Annotated in this window: 13 protein-coding genes; 7 read left to right on the top strand and 6 right to left on the bottom strand. The window is 61.3% G+C overall.

Translation table 11 applies throughout. The features are described 5' to 3' along the window. Positions 1-267: 267 nt before the first annotated feature. A complete protein-coding gene (locus CAG00_RS26340) occupies positions 268-1137 on the bottom strand; it encodes a LysR family transcriptional regulator (protein WP_085665699.1) in 870 nt (289 codons plus the stop codon). A gap of 143 nt (positions 1138-1280) precedes the next feature. On the opposite strand from CAG00_RS26340, the gene CAG00_RS26335 reads away from it, so the two are divergent. Beyond that, positions 1281-2324 carry a multidrug effflux MFS transporter gene (locus tag CAG00_RS26335; protein WP_256579165.1) on the top strand — a complete coding sequence of 348 codons (1044 nt, stop codon included), beginning with the start codon at positions 1281-1283 and terminating at the stop codon, positions 2322-2324. A 371-nt stretch (positions 2325-2695) separates the two neighbouring features. On the opposite strand, the gene CAG00_RS26330 is transcribed toward CAG00_RS26335, so the two are convergent. Continuing rightward, entirely contained in the window at positions 2696-3445 is a 750-nt protein-coding gene (locus tag CAG00_RS26330; protein ID WP_256579166.1) for an NYN domain-containing protein, read from the bottom strand. A gap of 658 nt (positions 3446-4103) precedes the next feature. On the opposite strand from CAG00_RS26330, the gene CAG00_RS26325 reads away from it, so the two are divergent. The 3 genes from CAG00_RS26325 (at position 4104) to CAG00_RS26315 (ending at position 7222) form a co-directional block, all read left to right on the top strand. Continuing rightward, the gene (locus tag CAG00_RS26325) at positions 4104-4331 is read left to right on the top strand and encodes a hypothetical protein (protein ID WP_085665697.1); all 228 of its coding nucleotides are present in this window, start codon (positions 4104-4106) and stop codon (positions 4329-4331) included. A gap of 366 nt (positions 4332-4697) precedes the next feature. Beyond that, positions 4698-5447, top strand: coding sequence for a hypothetical protein (locus tag CAG00_RS26320; protein ID WP_139832841.1), 750 nt, complete (start codon positions 4698-4700; stop codon positions 5445-5447). 845 nt (positions 5448-6292) lie between these two features. Beyond that, complete coding sequence (locus tag CAG00_RS26315) at positions 6293-7222, top strand: malate dehydrogenase (protein ID WP_085665696.1); 930 nt, start codon at positions 6293-6295, stop codon at positions 7220-7222. 259 nt (positions 7223-7481) lie between these two features. On the opposite strand, the gene CAG00_RS26310 is transcribed toward CAG00_RS26315, so the two are convergent. The 4 genes from CAG00_RS26310 to CAG00_RS26295 form a co-directional block, all read right to left on the bottom strand. Then, positions 7482-8435 carry an arsenic resistance protein gene (locus tag CAG00_RS26310; RefSeq protein ID WP_085665695.1) on the bottom strand — a complete coding sequence of 318 codons (954 nt, stop codon included), beginning with the start codon at positions 8433-8435 and terminating at the stop codon, positions 7482-7484. An 89-nt stretch (positions 8436-8524) separates the two neighbouring features. After that, entirely contained in the window at positions 8525-9118 is a 594-nt protein-coding gene (locus CAG00_RS26305) for a hypothetical protein (protein WP_085665694.1), read from the bottom strand. Between the two features lie 141 nt (positions 9119-9259). After that, complete coding sequence (gene glyA, locus CAG00_RS26300; protein WP_025337620.1) at positions 9260-10513, bottom strand: serine hydroxymethyltransferase; 1254 nt, start codon at positions 10511-10513, stop codon at positions 9260-9262. A 342-nt stretch (positions 10514-10855) separates the two neighbouring features. Next, positions 10856-14686 carry a GGDEF and EAL domain-containing protein gene (locus tag CAG00_RS26295; protein ID WP_085665693.1) on the bottom strand — a complete coding sequence of 1277 codons (3831 nt, stop codon included), beginning with the start codon at positions 14684-14686 and terminating at the stop codon, positions 10856-10858. A 248-nt stretch (positions 14687-14934) separates the two neighbouring features. Here CAG00_RS26295 and CAG00_RS26290 point away from each other — a divergent pair, with 248 nt between their 5' ends. The 3 genes from CAG00_RS26290 to gdhA all read left to right on the top strand — a co-directional run bounded on the left by CAG00_RS26290 (position 14935) and on the right by gdhA (position 18960). Beyond that, positions 14935-15348, top strand: a complete 414-nt coding sequence (locus CAG00_RS26290; RefSeq protein ID WP_085665692.1) for a hypothetical protein — start codon at positions 14935-14937, stop codon at positions 15346-15348. A 290-nt stretch (positions 15349-15638) separates the two neighbouring features. After that, positions 15639-17306 (top strand): energy-dependent translational throttle protein EttA, encoded by a 1668-nt coding sequence (gene ettA / locus CAG00_RS26285; protein WP_015268893.1) that lies wholly within the window; start codon positions 15639-15641, stop codon positions 17304-17306. A 313-nt stretch (positions 17307-17619) separates the two neighbouring features. Further along, positions 17620-18960, top strand: coding sequence for an NADP-specific glutamate dehydrogenase (gene gdhA, locus CAG00_RS26280; protein WP_015268894.1), 1341 nt, complete (start codon positions 17620-17622; stop codon positions 18958-18960). Positions 18961-19156 lie beyond the last annotated feature (196 nt).

Here is a 19156-nt window from a genome sequence, read left to right as displayed (position 1 = left end):
CCGCCGTCCGCGGGAACCAAGTAGACCTGGCAGCGGAACAGGGGCAGACCTAGGGCGACCTGACCCTGGCGGCGAACGTGCGTCAGGCCAGGATGGGCCAGCAGGTCTGACGAGAAAGCGCAGGAGCAACGAAAATGTGCAGGTGGCGCAGGCCCAGCAGGTGACCGAGCTACGTGCCGTGAACTACCCGTATCAGATAATCAGGCGCCCAGCTCTCCAGCCTGAGCATCGCGACTAGTGTCTTCCCGAGTGCTGTATCGGCCGCCATCAGTCACTGAAAGCGGCCATGATTGCGTCCACGACCACACGTACTCTGGTGGTGTGGGCCAAGTCCTGATGTAGAACCAGCCACGCTTCATAGGACTTGGCCCGATGACGATCAGGCCATAACCGCACCAGTTCAGAATCACGCCGGGCTACATATTCTGGTAACTCGCCTAAGGCCAGACCAGCGCGTACGAAGGTCGCCAGCATCAGGCTTGAATCCAGTTCAGCGACCACGCGGCCTTGAGCTCTGGATTCGCCTGCCAGTGTCTCGTCCTGGCGCACTGTCACACCTTCTTGGTAAAGCGCAATGTCGTGGCCTGCGAAAGCTTCTCCAAGCCTCGGCTCCCCGTGTTGCTCCAAGTAACTCCGGGTTGCGTACAGGCCAACATCCCAGCGAGCGAGTTGTCGCACGATCAGGTCGGGTTGCTCCGGTCGCAGGGTGCGCACGGCAACATCGGCTTCCCTGCGTCCTAGGTCGAGCAGCCGTGTGGTAGTCGTCAAGATCACGCGCACCTCGGGGTGGCTGGCACGTAGCCGTTCGATGGCCGGTACAACGAAATCCACGGCGAGTGCATCGGTGGTTGTCACACGCACCTCGCCAGAGGCGTGCGTGTCGGTGCCTTCACCGCGCCGCTCGAAGGAGACGGCCATGCGCTCCATGCCTTCGGCCATACGCACTACCTGCTGACCGGTGTCGGTCAACACCAAGCCACCAGTGCTGCGCAGGAACAGCCGACTGCCCAGAGCCTGCTCCAACCCGGCCAGGCGCCGGCTTACCGTAGTCTGGTCGATGGTCAGATGTTGGGCCGCACCGCGGAGGGTGCCGGCACGCTGTACCGCCAGGAAAATCCGTATGTCGTCCCAGTTCATCTCCGTTCTTCACCTTGCTGCGAATATGCAGCCATAGAATGCTATTTCATGCATTTTCGCATTTTAGGCATCTCCTTAACATAGTGTTCATTCCGTTGAACCCTTGATCTGCAACTAATCCAAACCGGTTGCTTGGGAGCGCCATGCCTCGTTTATCTTTTATCCTGACCGTTGCCATGCTGAGTACCTTTGGTCTCATTGCTTCGGATATCTACCTTCCCGCCATGCCGAGCATGACCACCGAGTTCGATATCGCCGACTGGCAAATGCCGCAGACGGTTTCTTTCTACCTGCTGGCACTGGCTATCTCGCAACTGGCTTACGGTCCGTTGTCTGACCGTTACGGCCGCAAGCCAGTAGTGCTGGCCGGTGGTGTGCTCTACCTGATCGGTTCTCTGGGCTGCGCGGCGTCGGGCAGCTATGTAGGCTTCCTGGCTTGGCGTATGGTTGAAGCGGTTGGAGCGGCAGCGGGACTGGTCATCGGCCGGGCGCTTATCGCCGATACCTGCGATAAGCGCATCTCGGCCAAGGTCTATGCGGTGGTTTATCCATTAGTGTCGCTGTCGCCGGCTTTGGCTCCGGCTATTGGCGGGCATTTGGCCGTCGCGTTTGGGTGGCGGGCCGACTTCCTGTTCGTGGCGGCCTTTGGCGCTGTGGCGCTGCTGATGGCGTTGACGTTACTGCCTGAAACGCTGCCCGTGTCGGCGCGCACTCGGACTTCTCCTTTTGCCGGATTTAGCCATGTGTTACGCGACCGGACCTTTCGCCGCTATACGCTGGTGGTCTGCACGATCTACTGCGCGTGGTTCGTATATCTGACACAGTCGCCGTTCCTATTCGTACGGGCGGGATTGAGCGAAGAACAGAGCGGCTGGCTGTATTTGCCGCTGACGGCAGGCATCGTTGGCGCGAACTTGCTGGCGAAGCGATTGCTTGACCGCTGGCCACCGTCGGCATTGCATGTTTTGTACTCGGCGGCGCAGCGTTTCTCACTGCCGCGGCATTGGGGTGGTCTGGCGCGGCGGCTGTGGTACTGCCAATGTGCCTGGTCAGCCTTGCTAACGGATCGTCGCTGTCGCTGGCGGTCTCCGGTGCCATCGCCAGCGAGCATGGGTATGCGGCTACCGCGTCGGGATTGGTTGGGTTCTGCCAGATCGGCAGCGCTGCGCTTATGGCAATGGGCGTAAGCGCGGCTTTCGGCACGAGCTTTAGCGTACTCGGCGGCGCGGTACTGGTGTTTAGTCTGCTCGCATTGTCCGTATGTTTACCATCTCTCTGCAAACAACATCGGGCGCATAGTTGATAGCCCCATGAGATAGCCCTTACAAGGTTTCTTCAGGATGGCCTTTGGTATTGGCTCAGGCGCTTCGGTCTGTCGATACGTTTGGTAGGCACTGGCTATCCCTGCCGCGTGAGTGAGAGCGGTATCATCCCAGCGGCTGAACATAGCATCAACCCGTGTTCAACCAGCGAGTAACCTTGCTGGTAATTCTGTGCTGATGGCCAACGGCAATTCACAGAGCGTAAATGAGGTTACCCCAGCAGCCGAAGTACAAATTCATGAGATGGATACCTCAGTTTGGGAATGCAGCACCGGGTTTGATTTCCGAGCAGCTTTGATGTACATCGCCGTTCCACCTTGCCGCATATCGATCTCGAACAACTCTGAGGTTCGGATGAGATCGCTAAGGGTCCGATGCCCGTAGTTCACGGCTGAAAACGAGCTGTTGTTGCGGATAAAATTACCGACCTGGCTGAGGCGCGACCAGCCTGTGTCATCGGCGGTCTTCTCTGCAGCCGTTCTCAGCAAGCGCACTAGTGCCGTGTCACTGCGTAGCTCGTTTCGGGTGCGTTTACTGCATTTAGACGCTTCGCCTTCATCAGCTTTCTCGTGATCATCACCAAGCAGGTTCTCTGTGTAGATGAACTGCGAGCAGGCATCTACAAAAGGCTTCGGCGTCTTCTTCTCCCCAAAGCCGTAGACCGGCAAGCCGCTTTCCAGCAGCCGAAGCACCAACGGTGTGAAATCGCTGTCGCTTGTCATGAGTGCAAAGGCATCGACGTTTTTGCTGTATAGCAAATCCATTGCATCAATGATCATCGCTGAGTCAGTGGCATTCTTGCCCTTGGTGAAAGCGAATTGCTGCATGGGGCGGATGGCGAACGGGTGGATCTTCTCGACCCAGCCAGCGAGGAGAGGAGAACTCCAGTTCCCGTGTGCATGCCTGATGTTGACCATGCCGTACTTGGCCAACTCATCGAGCACGCCCCCTATGGATGCATGGCTCACATTGTCGCAGTCAATCAGCAGTGCTATCCGTTTCGACTCCTCGGTGTACCCCGGTCAGTCCCTGTGTAACCAAACTCTAGCTCAACTGCCCTGGCAGCACTTTCAATGTTCATATCGTGCACCTCATCTCACCTTGGGGATTTCAGCTGAGCCTAGTTCGCTGCATTCGAAGTTTGAATGGGGATTTTGATGCAGATTGATCGGGTGTGGATTTATGGTTGCGTTCAACGCTGTTCGCACATAATTCAGAGACGTTTCCTACAGCTTTGACACTTGCTTGGCCGAAATACATGAGGCTAAATTTCCTCCGTCGCGGAAAATTCCGTGACCGGGCGTAGGAACCCGTTGGTAAACTTGGCGCACGCACTAGGCGCCCCTGCACCACAGCTGGCGCTTTTTTTGTGCCTGCCGTGCTGTGTCATGGCGGCTGTGTGTGGGCAGGCTTCGGCCTGGCCGGGTTTCCAAGTTTCCCGGTATTCCTACCCCATGCACAGCTGCCACCCAATCCCGTAGGAAGGATCGTGGCAGCTCCAACTCAAACTTGGAGTTTCATGCATGCTTATCTCAAGTCCGTTCAGGATCCTCGCATTCGTTCTCCACCGCCGTTCCTCGACGGCCCGCAGCGATCTCACCTCCAGTCAATCTCGCTCCGTCTCTGCAGCCAGGGAGGTGCACCATGACTGACCAAGAACGCCTATCCACCATCCAAAGCTACGCCTGGACCCTCGAACTGCTAGGAGAAGCCCTTGTCCAGCACGACGAAATGCTGGAGTGCGAACACAACCCACACCTCAGCTTTCGCAACACTGCCGGTATCCATCAGGCGATCCGGATCATCAGCCGTTTGGCCAGTGAGCAGTGTGGGAAGGTGATGGAGCGAAACGGGCTGGATTCTGTTAGTTAGGCAGGATCATTGATGAGCGGCGGGCCAGACATTACCGAATGGCCCTCGCTAAAGGCCGCCTGGGGTTTATTCCTGTCATGTCGGGTATGGGGCTGCTGCGCAGCCCATCGCAGGCAAGCCAGCTCCTACACGAACCGCGCTAACCTTGGGGCATCTGCTATGCCTGCGGCAGTGGCCTATTCTCTCGTCAGCGCTCCTGCACTTCAGCTAACCGGTATGAGCTGAAGCGCGTTGCCACCCGGTGAGTAAAAGCATCGGGTTGAGTGGCACGCCTTCCCATCATTGGGGCAAGGTATTCAAGTAAGTGGAGACGCATTACACGTCCACTATTTGCTTGACCCAAGTGAAAACGACCGAGGAATGTGCGTGGATCAGAACAAAGAGAGTTTGAAATCAACCAACCCAATCGCAGGGCTACCGGGAGCGGTCTTCGATAAAGCGTGGGAGGTCCGTTGGGCCTTGAAACTGACGTATGTGTGTTTGTTCATGGATATCGCACTGATGTGCGTCTTGCATACGACCTTGCTGCACCTCTCCGGTGACATGGCAATGATATGGGAGAATATCGGCCGAATTTTCGTATGTGTCATGATTTTCTGTTTGGTGGTGTCGCTATTCATCCCGGTCCTGGCTCGGCTCACCCTCATTCTGGGTACATTTCTACCTTGGCATTGGCTCGAAAGCGGTCGAGAGGTATCGCTCCTCCACAACCATGTGACGTATAGCTCCCTGCGGGAGCATAGCCTTCGTGAGGGTAGTGAGTTCTTGTACAAATACTGGAGTAGCCATTACGCGGAGCGTGAAGAGTGGCGGGAGCAACGGTTTCAGGCTGGCGTGCTGGTGTTCGGCTTGGCATTGCTGGCAATCGCCAACGCCAGAGTCGGAGTTTATTACGACATACCTGGCTTGATGTCTTATGTCACCACATGGTTCGGTGTTCAGGGCTGGTTGGTAATGGGGCTCATCGTTGTTTGCATCCTTTATTGGGCGTGGTGGGCATCAGAAGCGTTCGACCAGATATATTGCCCTCCATTGGCCGATAAGCTGCGAGCTGAGGATGACTATAAATTCCGACCACGAGTTCGGGGCGATTCTGATGATGACTCTACTCGTTAGAAGACGATGCTTTGATTAGCAGGTGACCTTCCTGAATGGCAGAGCTAAGCCTGCCATGTCATGTCTGGGTAGTCCGAGGGCGGCCATCTGAGGGTTACTGCCGGTAAGGTCGCGTTATTGGGGCTGCTGCGCAGCCCATCGCGACACAAGGCCGCTCCTACAGGAACCGCGTATTTCTTGAGGTTTCGTTGTATCTGTGGCGTCAGGTTTGCCGGTGAGACAGGCCCGGATGGGTGGTACGAGCTTCGCCCGGCTCGCAAGTGAAGTTGCTTCTAGAGACTGCGGGTTGACGCCTTTCCGGCAGTGTCGATGGTGCAGCTATATAGTCCAGCCTGGGCAAGCAGAATTCCGCAGGTACAGGGCAAGTCTTGACCTTTCAAGTGATACCTGACCCAGTTGTCCCAAGTCCTGGGACACGGTACATAAAGAACGAGTAATTCGCTACGGCGCAAGTGTTGAAGTTGATATTTCCTTCGATGTCATTACTTGTGGTGTCAGATTTGAGTGATCGAAGGGAAAGAATCAGTAGTTTCCGTAGAATGACCAAGGCGTCTGATTGATGTTTGTTGCTTCGCGTCATTGGGGCTGCTGCGCAGCATCGCAGGCAAGCCAGCTCCTACAGTGACTGCGTAAGCCTTCAAGATTTTGTTCATGGGCATGGGCAGGTATGGAAACCGTCCCAAGCTGGCGCTATCACTGTGGGTACGGCTTTTGTTGCCAAGCCGTCACCGTGGCGAATGGTACAGGCCTCACATCACCTTCGAGTGGCCTTTTCGCCTCAGCGGGCAATACTTCTGTGTATTGCAGGCGTGTTCCTGGTGGCGCGCGCCGCTGGGAGGTGTCACGTGAATAAACTGACAATCGTGGGTGCCGGCATGGTCGGCGAGGCGGCGGCGCAGATCATCGCCCGGGAAGAGTTGTGCCGTGAGCTGGTGTTGATGGATGTGCAGGGCGAAATGGCGCAAGGCAAGGCGTTGGATGTGTGGCAGGCGGCAGTCGAGTCGGGTTCCGATACCCGGGTTCACGGCGGCGCCAAGGCTGACATGCTGGGCGGGTCTGAGCTGGTGGTGATTACCGCAGGCGTGCCGCGCAAGCCTGGGCAGTCGCGTCAGGACGTGCTGAGCATCAACCTGCCGATTATCGATAGCATCATGGCGGACATCAAACAGCATGCGCCAACGGCGACGGTGCTGGTGGTGTCGAACCCGGTCGATGTGCTGACCTATCGCGCCTGGAGCCTCAGCGGGCAGGGGCGCAGCAAGGTGTTCGGCCAGGCAGGGGTGCTGGATACCGCGCGCATGAAGTGTTTCATCGCCGAGCAGACCGGGTTTTCTGCCCGGGATATCACGGCGCTGGTCCTGGGCGGGCATGGCGACAGCATGGTGCCGCTGATGCGCTATTGCCAGATCGGCTCGGTGCCGCTGTCGCACTTTCTTTCCAGCGAGCAGATCGAGCAGATCGTCGAACGCACCCGCAAGGGTGGTGGCGAGATCCTGGGGCTGAAGAAGCTGGGTAGCGCCTGCGATGCGCCGGGCGTGGCGATTGCGCAGATGGTGGATGCGATCGCCAATGGGCGAAACCGCATCTTGCCGGCGGTGGCGATTCTGGAGGGCGAGTACGGGCGAACGGATATCGCCATGGGTGTGCCCTGTGTGCTGGCAGGGGAGGGGCTGGCGCGGGTGATCGAGTTGCCGCTGGATGCGCAGGAGCAGCTGATGTTCGACCATTCTGCAGATCAGGTGGCGCGGGATATCGCTGAGATGAAGGCCTTGTAAGCGAGGCCGAGCGCCTTGGGGCGGGGGGCGCGGTCAATTGTAGGAGCGGCCTTGTGTCGCGAAAGGGCCGCGACGCGGCCCCCGGATGTTAGCACTGCCGCAGATATCGAGGGGCTGCTCCGCAGCCCTTCGCGGGCTCGCCCGCTCCCACAGGTTCATCGCAGGCCTGGGGACTTGCGCTGCACCTGTGGGAGCTGGCTTGCCGGCGATGAGGCCAGCGTAGGCAGCACAGACTGTTGCTCTGGCGTGCGCTGGCGGTTCAGCGCACCAGCAGCGGCACTGCCCGCACGTAAACCAGTTCACACACCAGCTCCACCAGCGTCTGGGTAATCACCGCAGCGGCGGCCAGCCCGCGCATTTCTTCGGGCAGCGCCAGCGCCAACGGCAACACCACCAGCGAGTTGCGCGTGGCGGCGCTGAAGGTGACCGAGCGTGCCTCGGTCACCGGCAAGCGCAGCAAGCGCGATGCAACGAACCCAAGCACCGGCGCCAACAGCATGAAGCCGATGTACACCGGAATCACCGGCAGCAAACGGTCGAAATCACGCAGCACCACGGCAATCTGCGAGGCGATCACTACCACCAGCACCAGGGCCATGGCGGGTACCGGCATCCACGCCCAGGCGTCGTTCCAGGTCGAGACCGTGCGCGAGCGACGGGCGCCGGCGCTGGTGAGCACGGCAAGCGCCATAGGCAGCACGATCAGCAGCACGAAGGCTTCCACGAACGGGGTGATGGAGATGGCCACTTTGCTGCTGTCGCCCAGCATCAGGGCCAGGTAGAGCGGCAGCAGTGCCAGTTGCAACAATAGCAGCACGGGGGTGGCGGCCAGGGTCAGGCGGGAGTCGCCTTTGCCGATGTGGGTGAACACCACCACGTAGTCGATGCACGGTGTCAGCAGCACCAGCAAGGCGCCGACGAGTATCGCCGGGTGTGCCACCAGCCCTCGGGTGATGGCCCATACCAGCAGCGGCACGAAGATGAAGTTGGCCAGCAGCAAGGCGCTGATGAAGCGGCGGTTGCTCAGGCCTTGGCGCAGGTCGAGGAAAGGGATCTGCAGGAACATCGCGTACATCAGCACGGCGATGGCGGGGGTAACCAGGACTTCCAGGTGGCGCGCAGTGTCGCTGGCCAGCACGCCGAAGGCGACGGCGGCCAGCACGGCGGCGAAGTAGATCGGGATCTGTTGGGTTTCGAGCTGTTCTCTGGTCAAGGTAGGCCCTGTGTCCGTTGGTGGAAAGGGACACAGGTTAATACGCTTCGCCCCTTGAGGGTGCGCCTTCAATTACTTGTCCAGGCCTCTCAGCCTGCGCTCAACCAGTCCACGTCCCGCTCCTGAATGATCAAGGTCACATCTCCTTGATGAGCGGCAGGATAAGAAGCCAGGAAGGCACCGACGGGATAAAGGTAATGGGCCTCGACTGGGTGCCCTTCGGCGCTTGCCATTTGCACACCGCACTCAGAACCCTCGCACCGTGCCAGGTCGAATGGTCGACCACTTTGGATATCGATCAGCTTCCACAGACCAGGATCACGGTCTGTTATGGGCTGAGCCGTTATCAAGCCGTTGGCGTTGCTGAAAATGCCTTCACCAAAATATTTGCCGCTGCGCACATAGAGCCTGTAGCCGTCATCGAAATGGCGAAAGTACAGTAGAAGTGGTAGTGCGTCGGGGCCTTTGTCAAAAGTGATCAGCCCGGTGTCTTTGCCCAGTTCCCAGTCTTCATCCGTGCAATCAAGCATGCCTAGAGCACGACTACCATCGAGGCCGGGGCCAAGGCCATTGGTGGGGCTGGTAAGGATGATGGGGCCTTTGCAGATACTGCCGAGTGTATTGAGTGGGCAGCCGGCTATCTGCAGGAATGCGGTGAATGACAGTGATTTATGATCGGTCATGGCGTATCTCCGAAGGGGGACAAGAAGCGGCAAGTTATCCCTGTCTTGGTAATGCACCCATTCGGAACCGGTTCCGCGCAGTGGCGGTAAACGAACAAGCCCGGCACTAGGCCGGGCTTGTTCACTGCAGGCTTGCGCCAATCAGTTGCCGTAAACCGGCAGCTTCTTGCAGATGGCCTTGACCTTCTCACGCACGGCGTCGATCACCGCTTCGTTGTTCAGGTCAGCCAGGATGTCGCAGATCCAGCCTGCCAGCTCGCGGCACTCGGCTTCCTTGAAACCACGGGTGGTAACGGCTGGGGTGCCGAAACGCAGGCCCGAGGTGACGAACGGGGAACGTGGGTCGTTCGGTACCGAGTTCTTGTTGACGGTGATGAAGGCTTTGCCCAGGGCGGCGTCAGCGTCCTTGCCGGAGATTTCCTGCTTGATCAGCGACAGCAGGAACAGGTGGTTCTGGGTGCCACCGGAAACCACGTCGAAACCACGCTCGATGAATACGCTGGCCATGGCCTGGGCGTTCTTCACGACCTGCTGCTGGTAAGCCTTGAACTCAGGCTGCAGGGCTTCCTTGAAGCAGATGGCCTTGGCAGCGATGACGTGCTCCAGCGGGCCACCCTGGGCGCCAGGGAAGACGGCGGAGTTCAGCTTCTTCTCGATCTCTTCGTTCTTGCGAGCGAGGATCAGGCCGCCGCGCGGGCCGCGCAGGGTCTTGTGGGTGGTGGTGGTGACCACGTCGGCGAACGGAACTGGGTTCGGGTACACGCCAGCGGCAACCAGGCCGGCAACGTGGGCCATGTCGACGAACAGGTAGGCACCGACCTTGTCGGCGATGGCGCGGAAGCGGGCGAAGTCCAGAACCTGCGAGTAGGCCGAGAAACCGGCAACGATCATCTTGGGCTTGTGCTCGACAGCCAGGCGCTCGACTTCGTCGTAGTCGATCAGGCCGTTGCCGTCGATGCCGTACTGGATGGCGTTGTACAGCTTGCCCGAGGAGCTTACCGAAGCACCGTGGGTCAGGTGGCCACCGTGGGCCAGGCTCATGCCCAGGATGGTGTCACCGGCCGACAGCAGGGCCAGGTAGACGGCGGCGTTGGCCTGGGAGCCGGCGTGCGGCTGGACGTTGGCGTAGTCGGCGCCGAACAGTTCCTTGGCACGGTCGATGGCCAGCTGCTCGACGACGTCGACATACTCGCAACCACCGTAGTAGCGCTTGCCCGGGTAGCCTTCGGCGTACTTGTTGGTCAGGACCGAGCCCTGGGCCTCCATGACTGCCGGGCTGGTGTAGTTTTCCGAAGCGATCAGCTCGATATGCTCTTCCTGGCGCAGAGCTTCTTGCTGCATGGCTTCGAAGAGCTCGGCGTCGTACTTGGCAATGGTCAAATCACGGCTGAACATGGCGGTCCTCAAGGATCGGGGTGAATTGGGGGGGCATTCTAACCGATTGATTCGCGGCTGGCATATGAAGTGGCATCAAGTCGCGGACCAATGGGCTTCATGTTGCATCCCGCGCCGTGTCTGGGCTGGGCGGGAACTGGAGTTGACTCGAAGGTCCGTTTTTACAGGTGCGCTTCTCAGGCCGGGCGCGGTCCCTGTAGGAGCGGCCTTGTGTCGCGAAAGGGGCGCGCAGCGGCCCCACGATTGCAGCGTTGCTGCCGAAATCGTCGGGACCGCGTTGCGGTCCTTTCGCGACGCAAGGCCGCTCCTACAAGAGTCCGCGCACGCCAGGAGGCGTCGGGGTCAATGGAACATGAACAGCTTCTCGTTGGCGAACTGCGCCTCGAACTGATGCGCCGGCATCGGCCGGCCGAACAGGTAGCCCTGCACCTCGTCGCAACCATGCTCGCGCAGGAACTCCAGCTGCTCGTGGGTTTCCACGCCTTCGGCAATTACCGCCAGGTTGAGGCTATGGGCCATGGCGATGATCGCCCGGGCAATCTGCGCATCCTGCTCGCCTTCAGGCAGGCCGTCGACGAAGGTGCGGTCGATCTTCAACACATCGATCGGGAACTGCTTGAGGTAGTTCAGCGACGAGTAACCGGTGCCGAAGTCGTCCACCGCGATGCTCAGGCCGAGGTTTTTCAGGCTGGCGAGAATCTGCATGGCTTCGTTCACTTCGCGCATCAGGATGCTTTCGGTCAGCTCCAGCTCCAGGCACGCCGGTGGCAGGCCGGTTTCTTCCAGAATGGTGGCGATGCGCGTGCCCAGCTGGCCGTCGGAGAACTGCCGTGCCGAGATGTTCACCGACACCTTGGGCACGCGCACCTTGGCCTTGTGCCAGGCCTTGAGCTGGCGGCTGGCCTCGCGCAGCACCCAGTCGCCCACGTCCACCACCAGGCCCAGTTCTTCGATCACCGGGATGAAATCGCCCGGCGGCACCAGGCCGCGGGTCGGGTGGCGCCAGCGCAGCAGGGCTTCGGCGCCGGTCAGGCGCTTGCCGTCGCCGCTGAACTGCGGCTGGTAGTAGAGGATGAACTCGTTCTGCTCCATGGCATGGCGCAGGTCGCTCTCCAGCTCCAGGCGTTCCAGGGCACTGGCGTTCATCTCCGCCTGGTAGAACTGGAAGTTGTTCTTGCCGCGCTCCTTGGCGTGGTACATGGCGGTGTCGGCGTTTTTCATCAGCTGGCTCAGCTCGCTGCCGTCCTGCGGGCTGAGGGCGATGCCGATACTGGCGGTGACGAAGAACTCGCGGTTTTCCAGCACGAACGGCCGCACCAGGCTGCCGAGGATGTTCTCGGCCACGTGGATGGCGCGGTTGAGTGCCATCTCGCGGGTAGCGCGCGGTTGCAGCAGCAGGGTGAACTCGTCGCCGCCCATGCGCGCCACGGTGTCGTCGTTGTCCACGCAGGCCAGCAGGCGCTGGGCCATGTCCTTGAGCATGCGGTCGCCGGCAGCGTGGCCGAGGGAGTCGTTGATCGGCTTGAAACGGTCCAGGTCGAGGAACATCAGCACCACCCAGGCCTTTTGTCGCTCGGCCTGCTGCAGGGCGTTGTACAGGCGGTCCTGGAACAACGTGCGGTTGGGCAGGTGGGTGAGGGCGTCGTAGTAGGCCAGGCGGTGGATGCGCTGTTCGCTGGCCTTGCGCTCGCTGATGTCGGTGAAGAAGCACACGTAGCTGGCCAGGTCGCCTTCGTCGTCCAGCACCGCGGTAATGCCGACCCAGGCCGGGTAGTGGTCGCCGTCGCGGCGCTTGAGCCACACCTCGCCTTCCCAGCTGCCGCGCTGGTACAGCTGCTTGACCACGTAGCGCAGGTGGCCTTCCTGCTGCTCGTCGACGGTAAGCATGCCCGGCAACTGGTCGAGCACCTCGCTGACGGCGTAGCCACTGACGCGGCTGAACGCTTCGTTGGCCTGGACGATATAGCCGGCCGGGTCGGTGATGAGGATGGCCGAGGTGGAGTGCTCGAATACCGTCGCGGCCATGCGCAGGTCTTTTTCGGCGCGGCGTTGCTGGCTGATGTCGCGGCCCACCCCGAGCACGCCTTCGAAGCGTTCTTCATCGTCCCACACCAGCACCAGGCGCAGTTCGATGGGGATCTTGCGGCCATCCGCGCGCAGGCAGTCGAACAGGAACAGCTGGGTGGGCAGCTGGCTGCGTAGCTGGGCCAGCTGGGCCGGGTCGCCCATGGCCTTGCTGACGCGCTCCATCAGGCTGTAGATACCGGTGAGCTGGGACGGGTTGGCGACGATCGACTGCCAGCCGTTGGCGAAGATCCAGTCGACCTGGTAGCCCAGCACGCCCTGCACCGAGGGGCTCACGTAGTTGAGCTGGAGCAGCCTGTCGGTGGAGAAGATCACGTCGCTGATGCTTTCGGCGAGCATGCGGTAGCGCTGTTCGCTGTCGCGCAGCGACTGGCTGGCCTCGATCTGCACCGTCACGTCCTTGCCCACGCCGATGATGCGCGTCACCAGGCCATCGGCGTCGCGGGTCAGCACTTGTTCGCGGATGTCGTAGCAGCGCCAGCCGCCATCCCGGTGGCGGAAGCGCAGCTGGCAGTGCAGCGGTTGGTCATGGCCGCTGTCGCGCTGTTGCTGGCGCAGCGCCTGGTAGTGCGCGGCGTCCTCGGGGTGCAGCAGCAGCTCCCAGAAGCGGTCGCCCATCTGCGCCAGCTCGGTACGGTCGTAGCCCAGCGTCTGGCCGAGGTGGCGGTTGCTGAAAATCATTCGCTGGCTGAGCACGTCCTGCACGTACAGCTGGTCGGGCACGGTGCGCACCACGTCCGACCAGAAGCTTTCGCGCTCCAGCAGCGACAGCTCCACCTGCTTGCGGCTGGTGATGTCGCTGATGCTGAGGATGACCGCCTGGTAGTCACGGCGCTGCTGCGGCAGGCGGGCCATCAGCCACAGGTGCAGCTCGCCACCCAGTGGCGCCGGCAGGCGCACTTCCAGCTCCAGCAGCGGGCGCTGCTCGATCAGCGCGTCGATCAGTTGCATGCCGATGCTGTCGCGGCCATCGCCAGTGCCGTCGATCAGGCGCTGCCAGGCACCTTCGTGGCTGTCGATATTCAACAACTGGCGGGCCACCTGGTTGATCTCGGTGATCTTCAGCTCCAGCAGCAGCGAGCGGCGCAGGTTGGGGTCCAGGGCCAGGCTGTGCTTGAGCGCGGCACGGTTGCGCAGGTGGTAGCGGTCGAGTTGGCCGGGCAGGCTGGACAGGTCGAGCACGCACAAGGCCACGCCGGTGCCTTCGAAGATTTCCTGGTAGCGCCGGCGGTCTTCCTGCAGCGCCCGTTGGCGGCGGCGCATGTTGATCAGGGCCAGCACCGGCAGCAGGGCGCAGAACAGCACCAGCAGGCATTTGCCGAGCAGCGCCGGCAGCAGCTTCTGCTGGGCCAGCTTGGCGTCGAACAGGCCGCGCAACTGCCAGGTACTGTTTTCGATGAAGGCCAGCATCACGCTTTGCAGCGGCTCGTTGCTGGTGTCGGCTGGCGCATGGCTTTGCAGTACCTCGCCGTTGCGGCTGTTTTCCAGCAGCCACAGCGGGTGGCCGGCACCATCCAGATGGAGGGTGAGGGTGCGGTAATAGTCCGGCGACAGGCGTAGCAGCCAGTAGCCGCGGCCCTGTTCGGTGGCCTGGCGTAGCAACAGGTAGAGGGTGCGGTTGTCGGCCGAATTGGTGAAGAAGTACGGGCTGCCCTGGTTCAGCCTGAGCAGCTCGTCAAGCAAATGGCGGTCGGGGCTGCCGGCCAGGCTGTCGGCCTGCACCTGCCCGGTAGCGTCTAGCCAGGCCATGCTCTGCAGGGCCGGCAGGCGCTCGCGCAGGGTACCCAGCAGGCTGGGCAGGGCCGAGGGCGTCGGCGCCTTGACGTAAGGCTGCACCACATTCACGGCCTGCTGGGCCTTGAACGCCATGTTCAGGCTCAGGTGGTCGGCCAGTTCGGCGGTGGCATCCAGGCTCTGTTTGCGCAGGTCGGCCTGGGTATGGTTGAACTGGGCGAACAGCTGCCACAGCAGCAGGCCCAGCAGGATCAGGGCCAGCAGCGCCAGCGCACCCTTGATCGACCCGCGCAGCGAGGCGACGGGCGCCTGTGGCGCGGAACGCAATGACGACGGATGAGTAAGATTGGTCAAGCGTTGATCCTGCGATTGGGCTGGCGATGGCAGGGATGGATCATGCACGGTGTGTGCCGGTGTCTGGTTGCCAGACAGCGGTGGCGCACTATAAGGCCGGACACCCGAAACGAGCTAGCATGCCTAGGATTATGGCAAAGTGCCAGCCAATATGACCGGTGGTGCCTGCCCGGTGGTTCGGCAAGCCCCTGCAACCTGTGCGAGAATAGCGCCCGCTTCAAATGACAACGCATCGGAGATGTTCGGTTTTGGTTACTCACTTTTCCTCCAATGGCCTCGATTCCGCCTGCGGGCGCAGCAGTCAGACCCTTGTCAGCACTGCCGTGACCGAGGACGTATCCTGCAAGTCTTGCCAGCGTTCGCTGAGCAAACCCGAGGCGGCAGCTGTCGCCAAGAGCAAGAGCCCTTCGCTGGCTGAACTGCGCAAGACCGCCAAGGCGGCAGCAGAGCCAGCAGTTACCGTGGCCGAGGCCAAGCCGGCGGCGAAGGTCGTCAGCAGTGTGCCTGCGGCCGCCAAACCGGCCAAACCGGCCAAGGCTGCCGAGCAGCAACCGGCTCGCAGCGGTGGCTTCAGCGTGAAGTCCGCCTGGGCCGCGCGTCTGGCCGAGCAGGGCGACCGTTGCCGCTTGCCGCGGGGCAAGGCCAAGCAGCGTCACGTCTGAGTCATCTGCAGCTGTACCGGCCCTTTCGCGGCTAAAGCCGCTCCCACAGGGATTATCACTGCCTTCGAGAACTGTGCAGTACCTGTGGGAGCGGCTTTAGCCGCGAAGAGGCCGGTACAGGCAATAGATTCCCCCCGATCCCACCCCCACCATCCGCCCCTCCTATGCAACGCCGCGCGTTGGCGTAGAATGGTCGACTTTGTTCAATGACACCCCGTAAATACATCCCCCTGGCCAGCGCGCCGGGGCGATCGTCGATGTCTTTACCTATCTGATTAGAGGGCTTGGTTTTGGCTCAATACGTCTACACCATGCATCGGCTGAGCAAGGTCGTGCCGCCGAAGCGGGAAATTCTCAAGAACATTTCCCTGTCGTTCTTCCCGGGCGCCAAGATCGGCGTGCTCGGCCTGAACGGCGCCGGTAAATCGACCCTGCTGCGGATCATGGCGGGCGTCGACAAGGAATTCGACGGCGAAGCCCGTCCGATGCCCGACATCAACGTTGGCTACCTGCCGCAGGAACCGCAACTGGACCCGAACAAGTCGGTGCGCGAAGTGGTCGAGGAAGCGGTCAGCGTGATCAAGGACGCCCAGGCACGCCTGGACGAGGTCTACGCCGCCTACGCCGAACCGGATGCCGACTTCGACAAGCTGGCCGCCGAGCAGGCCAAGCTGGAAGCCATCCTGCAGGCCGCTGACGGCCACAACCTTGAGCGCCAGCTGGACGTTGCCGCCGACGCCCTGCGCCTGCCGGCCTGGGACGCACGCATCGAGCACCTGTCCGGTGGTGAGAAGCGCCGCGTGGCCCTGTGCCGCCTGCTGCTGTCGGCCCCCGACATGCTGCTGCTGGACGAACCGACCAACCACCTGGACGCCGACTCGGTGGCCTGGCTGGAGCGCTTCCTGCACGACTTCCCGGGCACCGTGGTAGCCATTACCCACGACCGTTACTTCCTCGACAACGTCGCCGGCTGGATCCTGGAACTGGACCGCGGCGCCGGCATCCCGTACGAAGGCAACTACTCGGGCTGGCTGGAAGCCAAGTCCGAGCGCCTGGCGCAGGAATCCAAGCAGCAGAGCGCCCACGAGAAGGCCATGAAAGAGGAACTGGAATGGGTGCGCAAAGGCGCCAAGGCCCGCCAGTCCAAGTCCAAGGCCCGTCTGCAGCGCTTTGAAGAAATGCAGTCGCAGGAATTCCAGAAGCGCAGCGAAACCAACGAGATCTACATCCCGGCCGGTCCGCGCCTGGGCGACAAGGTCATCGAGTTCAAGAACGTCACCAAGGGCTACGGCGACCGCGTGCTGATCGACAACCTGTCGTTCTCCATGCCTAAAGGCGCCATCGTCGGCGTGATCGGTGGTAACGGTGCCGGTAAGTCGACCCTGTTCCGCATGCTGATGGGCAAGGAACAACCGGACTCGGGCAGCATCGAGATCGGTGAAACCGTGCAGCTGGCCTGCGTCGACCAGAGCCGCGAGGACCTGGACGGCGGCAAGACCGTGTTCCAGCAGGTTTCCGACGGCTCCGACATGATCCGCATCGGCAACTACGAGATCCCGTCGCGTACCTATGTGGGCCGCTTCAACTTCAAGGGTGGCGACCAGCAGAAGTTCGTCAAGGACCTGTCCGGTGGTGAGCGTGGCCGCCTGCACCTGGCCCTGACCCTGAAGGAGGGCGGTAACGTCCTGCTGCTCGACGAACCGTCCAACGACCTCGACGTCGAAACCCTGCGTTCGCTGGAAGAAGCCCTGCTGGACTTCCCGGGCGCGGCGATCGTGATCTCCCACGACCGTTGGTTCCTGGACCGTGTGGCTACCCACATCCTGGCGTACGAAGACGACTCGAACGTGGTGTTCTTCGAGGGTAACTACACCGAGTACGAAGCTGACCGCAAGAAGCGCCTGGGCGATGCTGCTGCCCAGCCGCACCGTGTACGGCACAAGAAGCTGGCCCAGTAAGCCGGTGTTCTGACGCACAAGAATGGGGCCATTTGAGGCCCCATTTTTGTGCCTGGCTGGAAAGTGGTGCTGGCTTCATTCGCGGGCATGCCCGCTCCCCCAGGAGCCTCTGGAACCCGAGGCCTGTGATGAACCTGTAGGAGCGGGCGAGCCCGCGAATGAAGCCGCCGCCGACCCTGGTTTTGTATACACTTATAGAAAACGCACCAAATAATTTCAAAAAAACGACATTTCGCCCTATTCCGGTGCGATTGCTTCTTGGTACATTCGTGAAAAAACCAATAAGTCCAATCCTCTTGGTGAGATGTCTACCATGATCGAATCTGTCGACAATTTCCTCGCGCGCCTGAAGCAACGCGACCCGGCCCAACCTGAATTCCACCAGGCTGTGGAAGAAGTGTTGCGCAGCCTGTGGCCATTCCTCGAGGCCAACCCGCATTACCTGCAGGCCGGCATTCTGGAGCGCATGGTCGAGCCCGAGCGCGCGGTGCTGTTCCGCGTGTCCTGGGTCGATGACCAGGGCAAGGTGCAGGTCAACCGCGGTTACCGCATCCAGATGAGCAGCGCCATCGGCCCGTACAAGGGCGGCCTGCGCTTCCACCCGTCGGTCAACCTGGGCGTGCTCAAGTTCCTGGCCTTCGAGCAGGTGTTCAAGAACTCCCTCACCTCGCTGCCCATGGGCGGCGGCAAAGGCGGCTCGGACTTCGACCCCAAAGGCAAGAGCGACGCCGAAGTCATGCGCTTCTGCCAGGCGTTCATGAGCGAGCTGTACCGCCACATTGGCGCAGACCTGGACGTCCCGGCCGGCGACATCGGCGTGGGTGCCCGCGAAATCGGCTTCATGTTCGGCCAGTACAAGCGCCTGGCCAACCAGTTCACTTCGGTGCTGACCGGCAAGGGCATGACCTACGGCGGCAGCCTGATCCGCCCGGAAGCCACCGGCTACGGCTGCGTGTACTTCGCCGAGGAAATGCTCAAGCGCCAGGACAAACGTATCGATGGCTGCCGCGTGGCGATTTCCGGTTCGGGTAACGTGGCCCAGTATGCTGCGCGCAAGGTCATGGACCTGGGCGGCAAGGTGATTTCGCTGTCCGACTCCGAAGGCACCCTGTACGCCGAAGCCGGCCTGACCGATGCCCAGTGGGATGCGGTGATGGAGTTGAAGAACGTCAAGCGTGGCCGCATCAGCGAACTGGCCGCGCAGTTCGGCCTGGAGTTCCGCAAGGGCCAGACCCCGTGGAGCCTGCCGTGCGACATCGCCCTGCCGTGTGCCACGCAGAACGAGCTGGACGCCGAAGACGCCCGCACCTTGCTACGCAATGGCTGCATCTGCGTGGCCGAAGGCGCCAACATGCCGACCACCCTGGAGGCTGTGGATATCTTCCTGGAAGCGGGCATCCTGTATGCCCCGGGCAAGGCCTCCAACGCCGGCGGCGTGGCCGTGTCGGGCCTGGAGATGTCGCAGAACGCCATGCGCCTGCTGTGGACTGCCGGTGAGGTGGACAGCAAGCTGCACAACATCATGCAGTCCATTCACCATGCTTGCGTGCATTACGGTGAAGAGGCGGATGGCAGCATCAACTATGTCAAAGGTGCGAACATCGCAGGCTTCGTGAAAGTGGCTGATGCGATGCTGGCGCAGGGCGTCGTTTGATCTGAGGCCGTTGGGGCCGCTTTGCGGCCCTTTCGCGACACAAGGCCGCTCCCACAGGGAAATGCGTACTCCTGTGGGAGCGGCCTTGTGTCGCGATGGGCTGCAAAGCAGCCCCCAGGTCCTCAACCTTCACCCAAAACCTCAACCACTTCGATCACTTGCTCCCCCACCGGCCGCCGCCAGACCACCTCATCCC

It is taken from the genome of Pseudomonas sp. B5(2017), from assembly GCF_002112825.1.
GTDB lineage: Bacteria > Pseudomonadota > Gammaproteobacteria > Pseudomonadales > Pseudomonadaceae > Aquipseudomonas > Aquipseudomonas putida_Z.
Note: the sequence above shows the minus strand (reverse complement) of the source record. Positions and strands in the feature narration are given on the sequence as shown.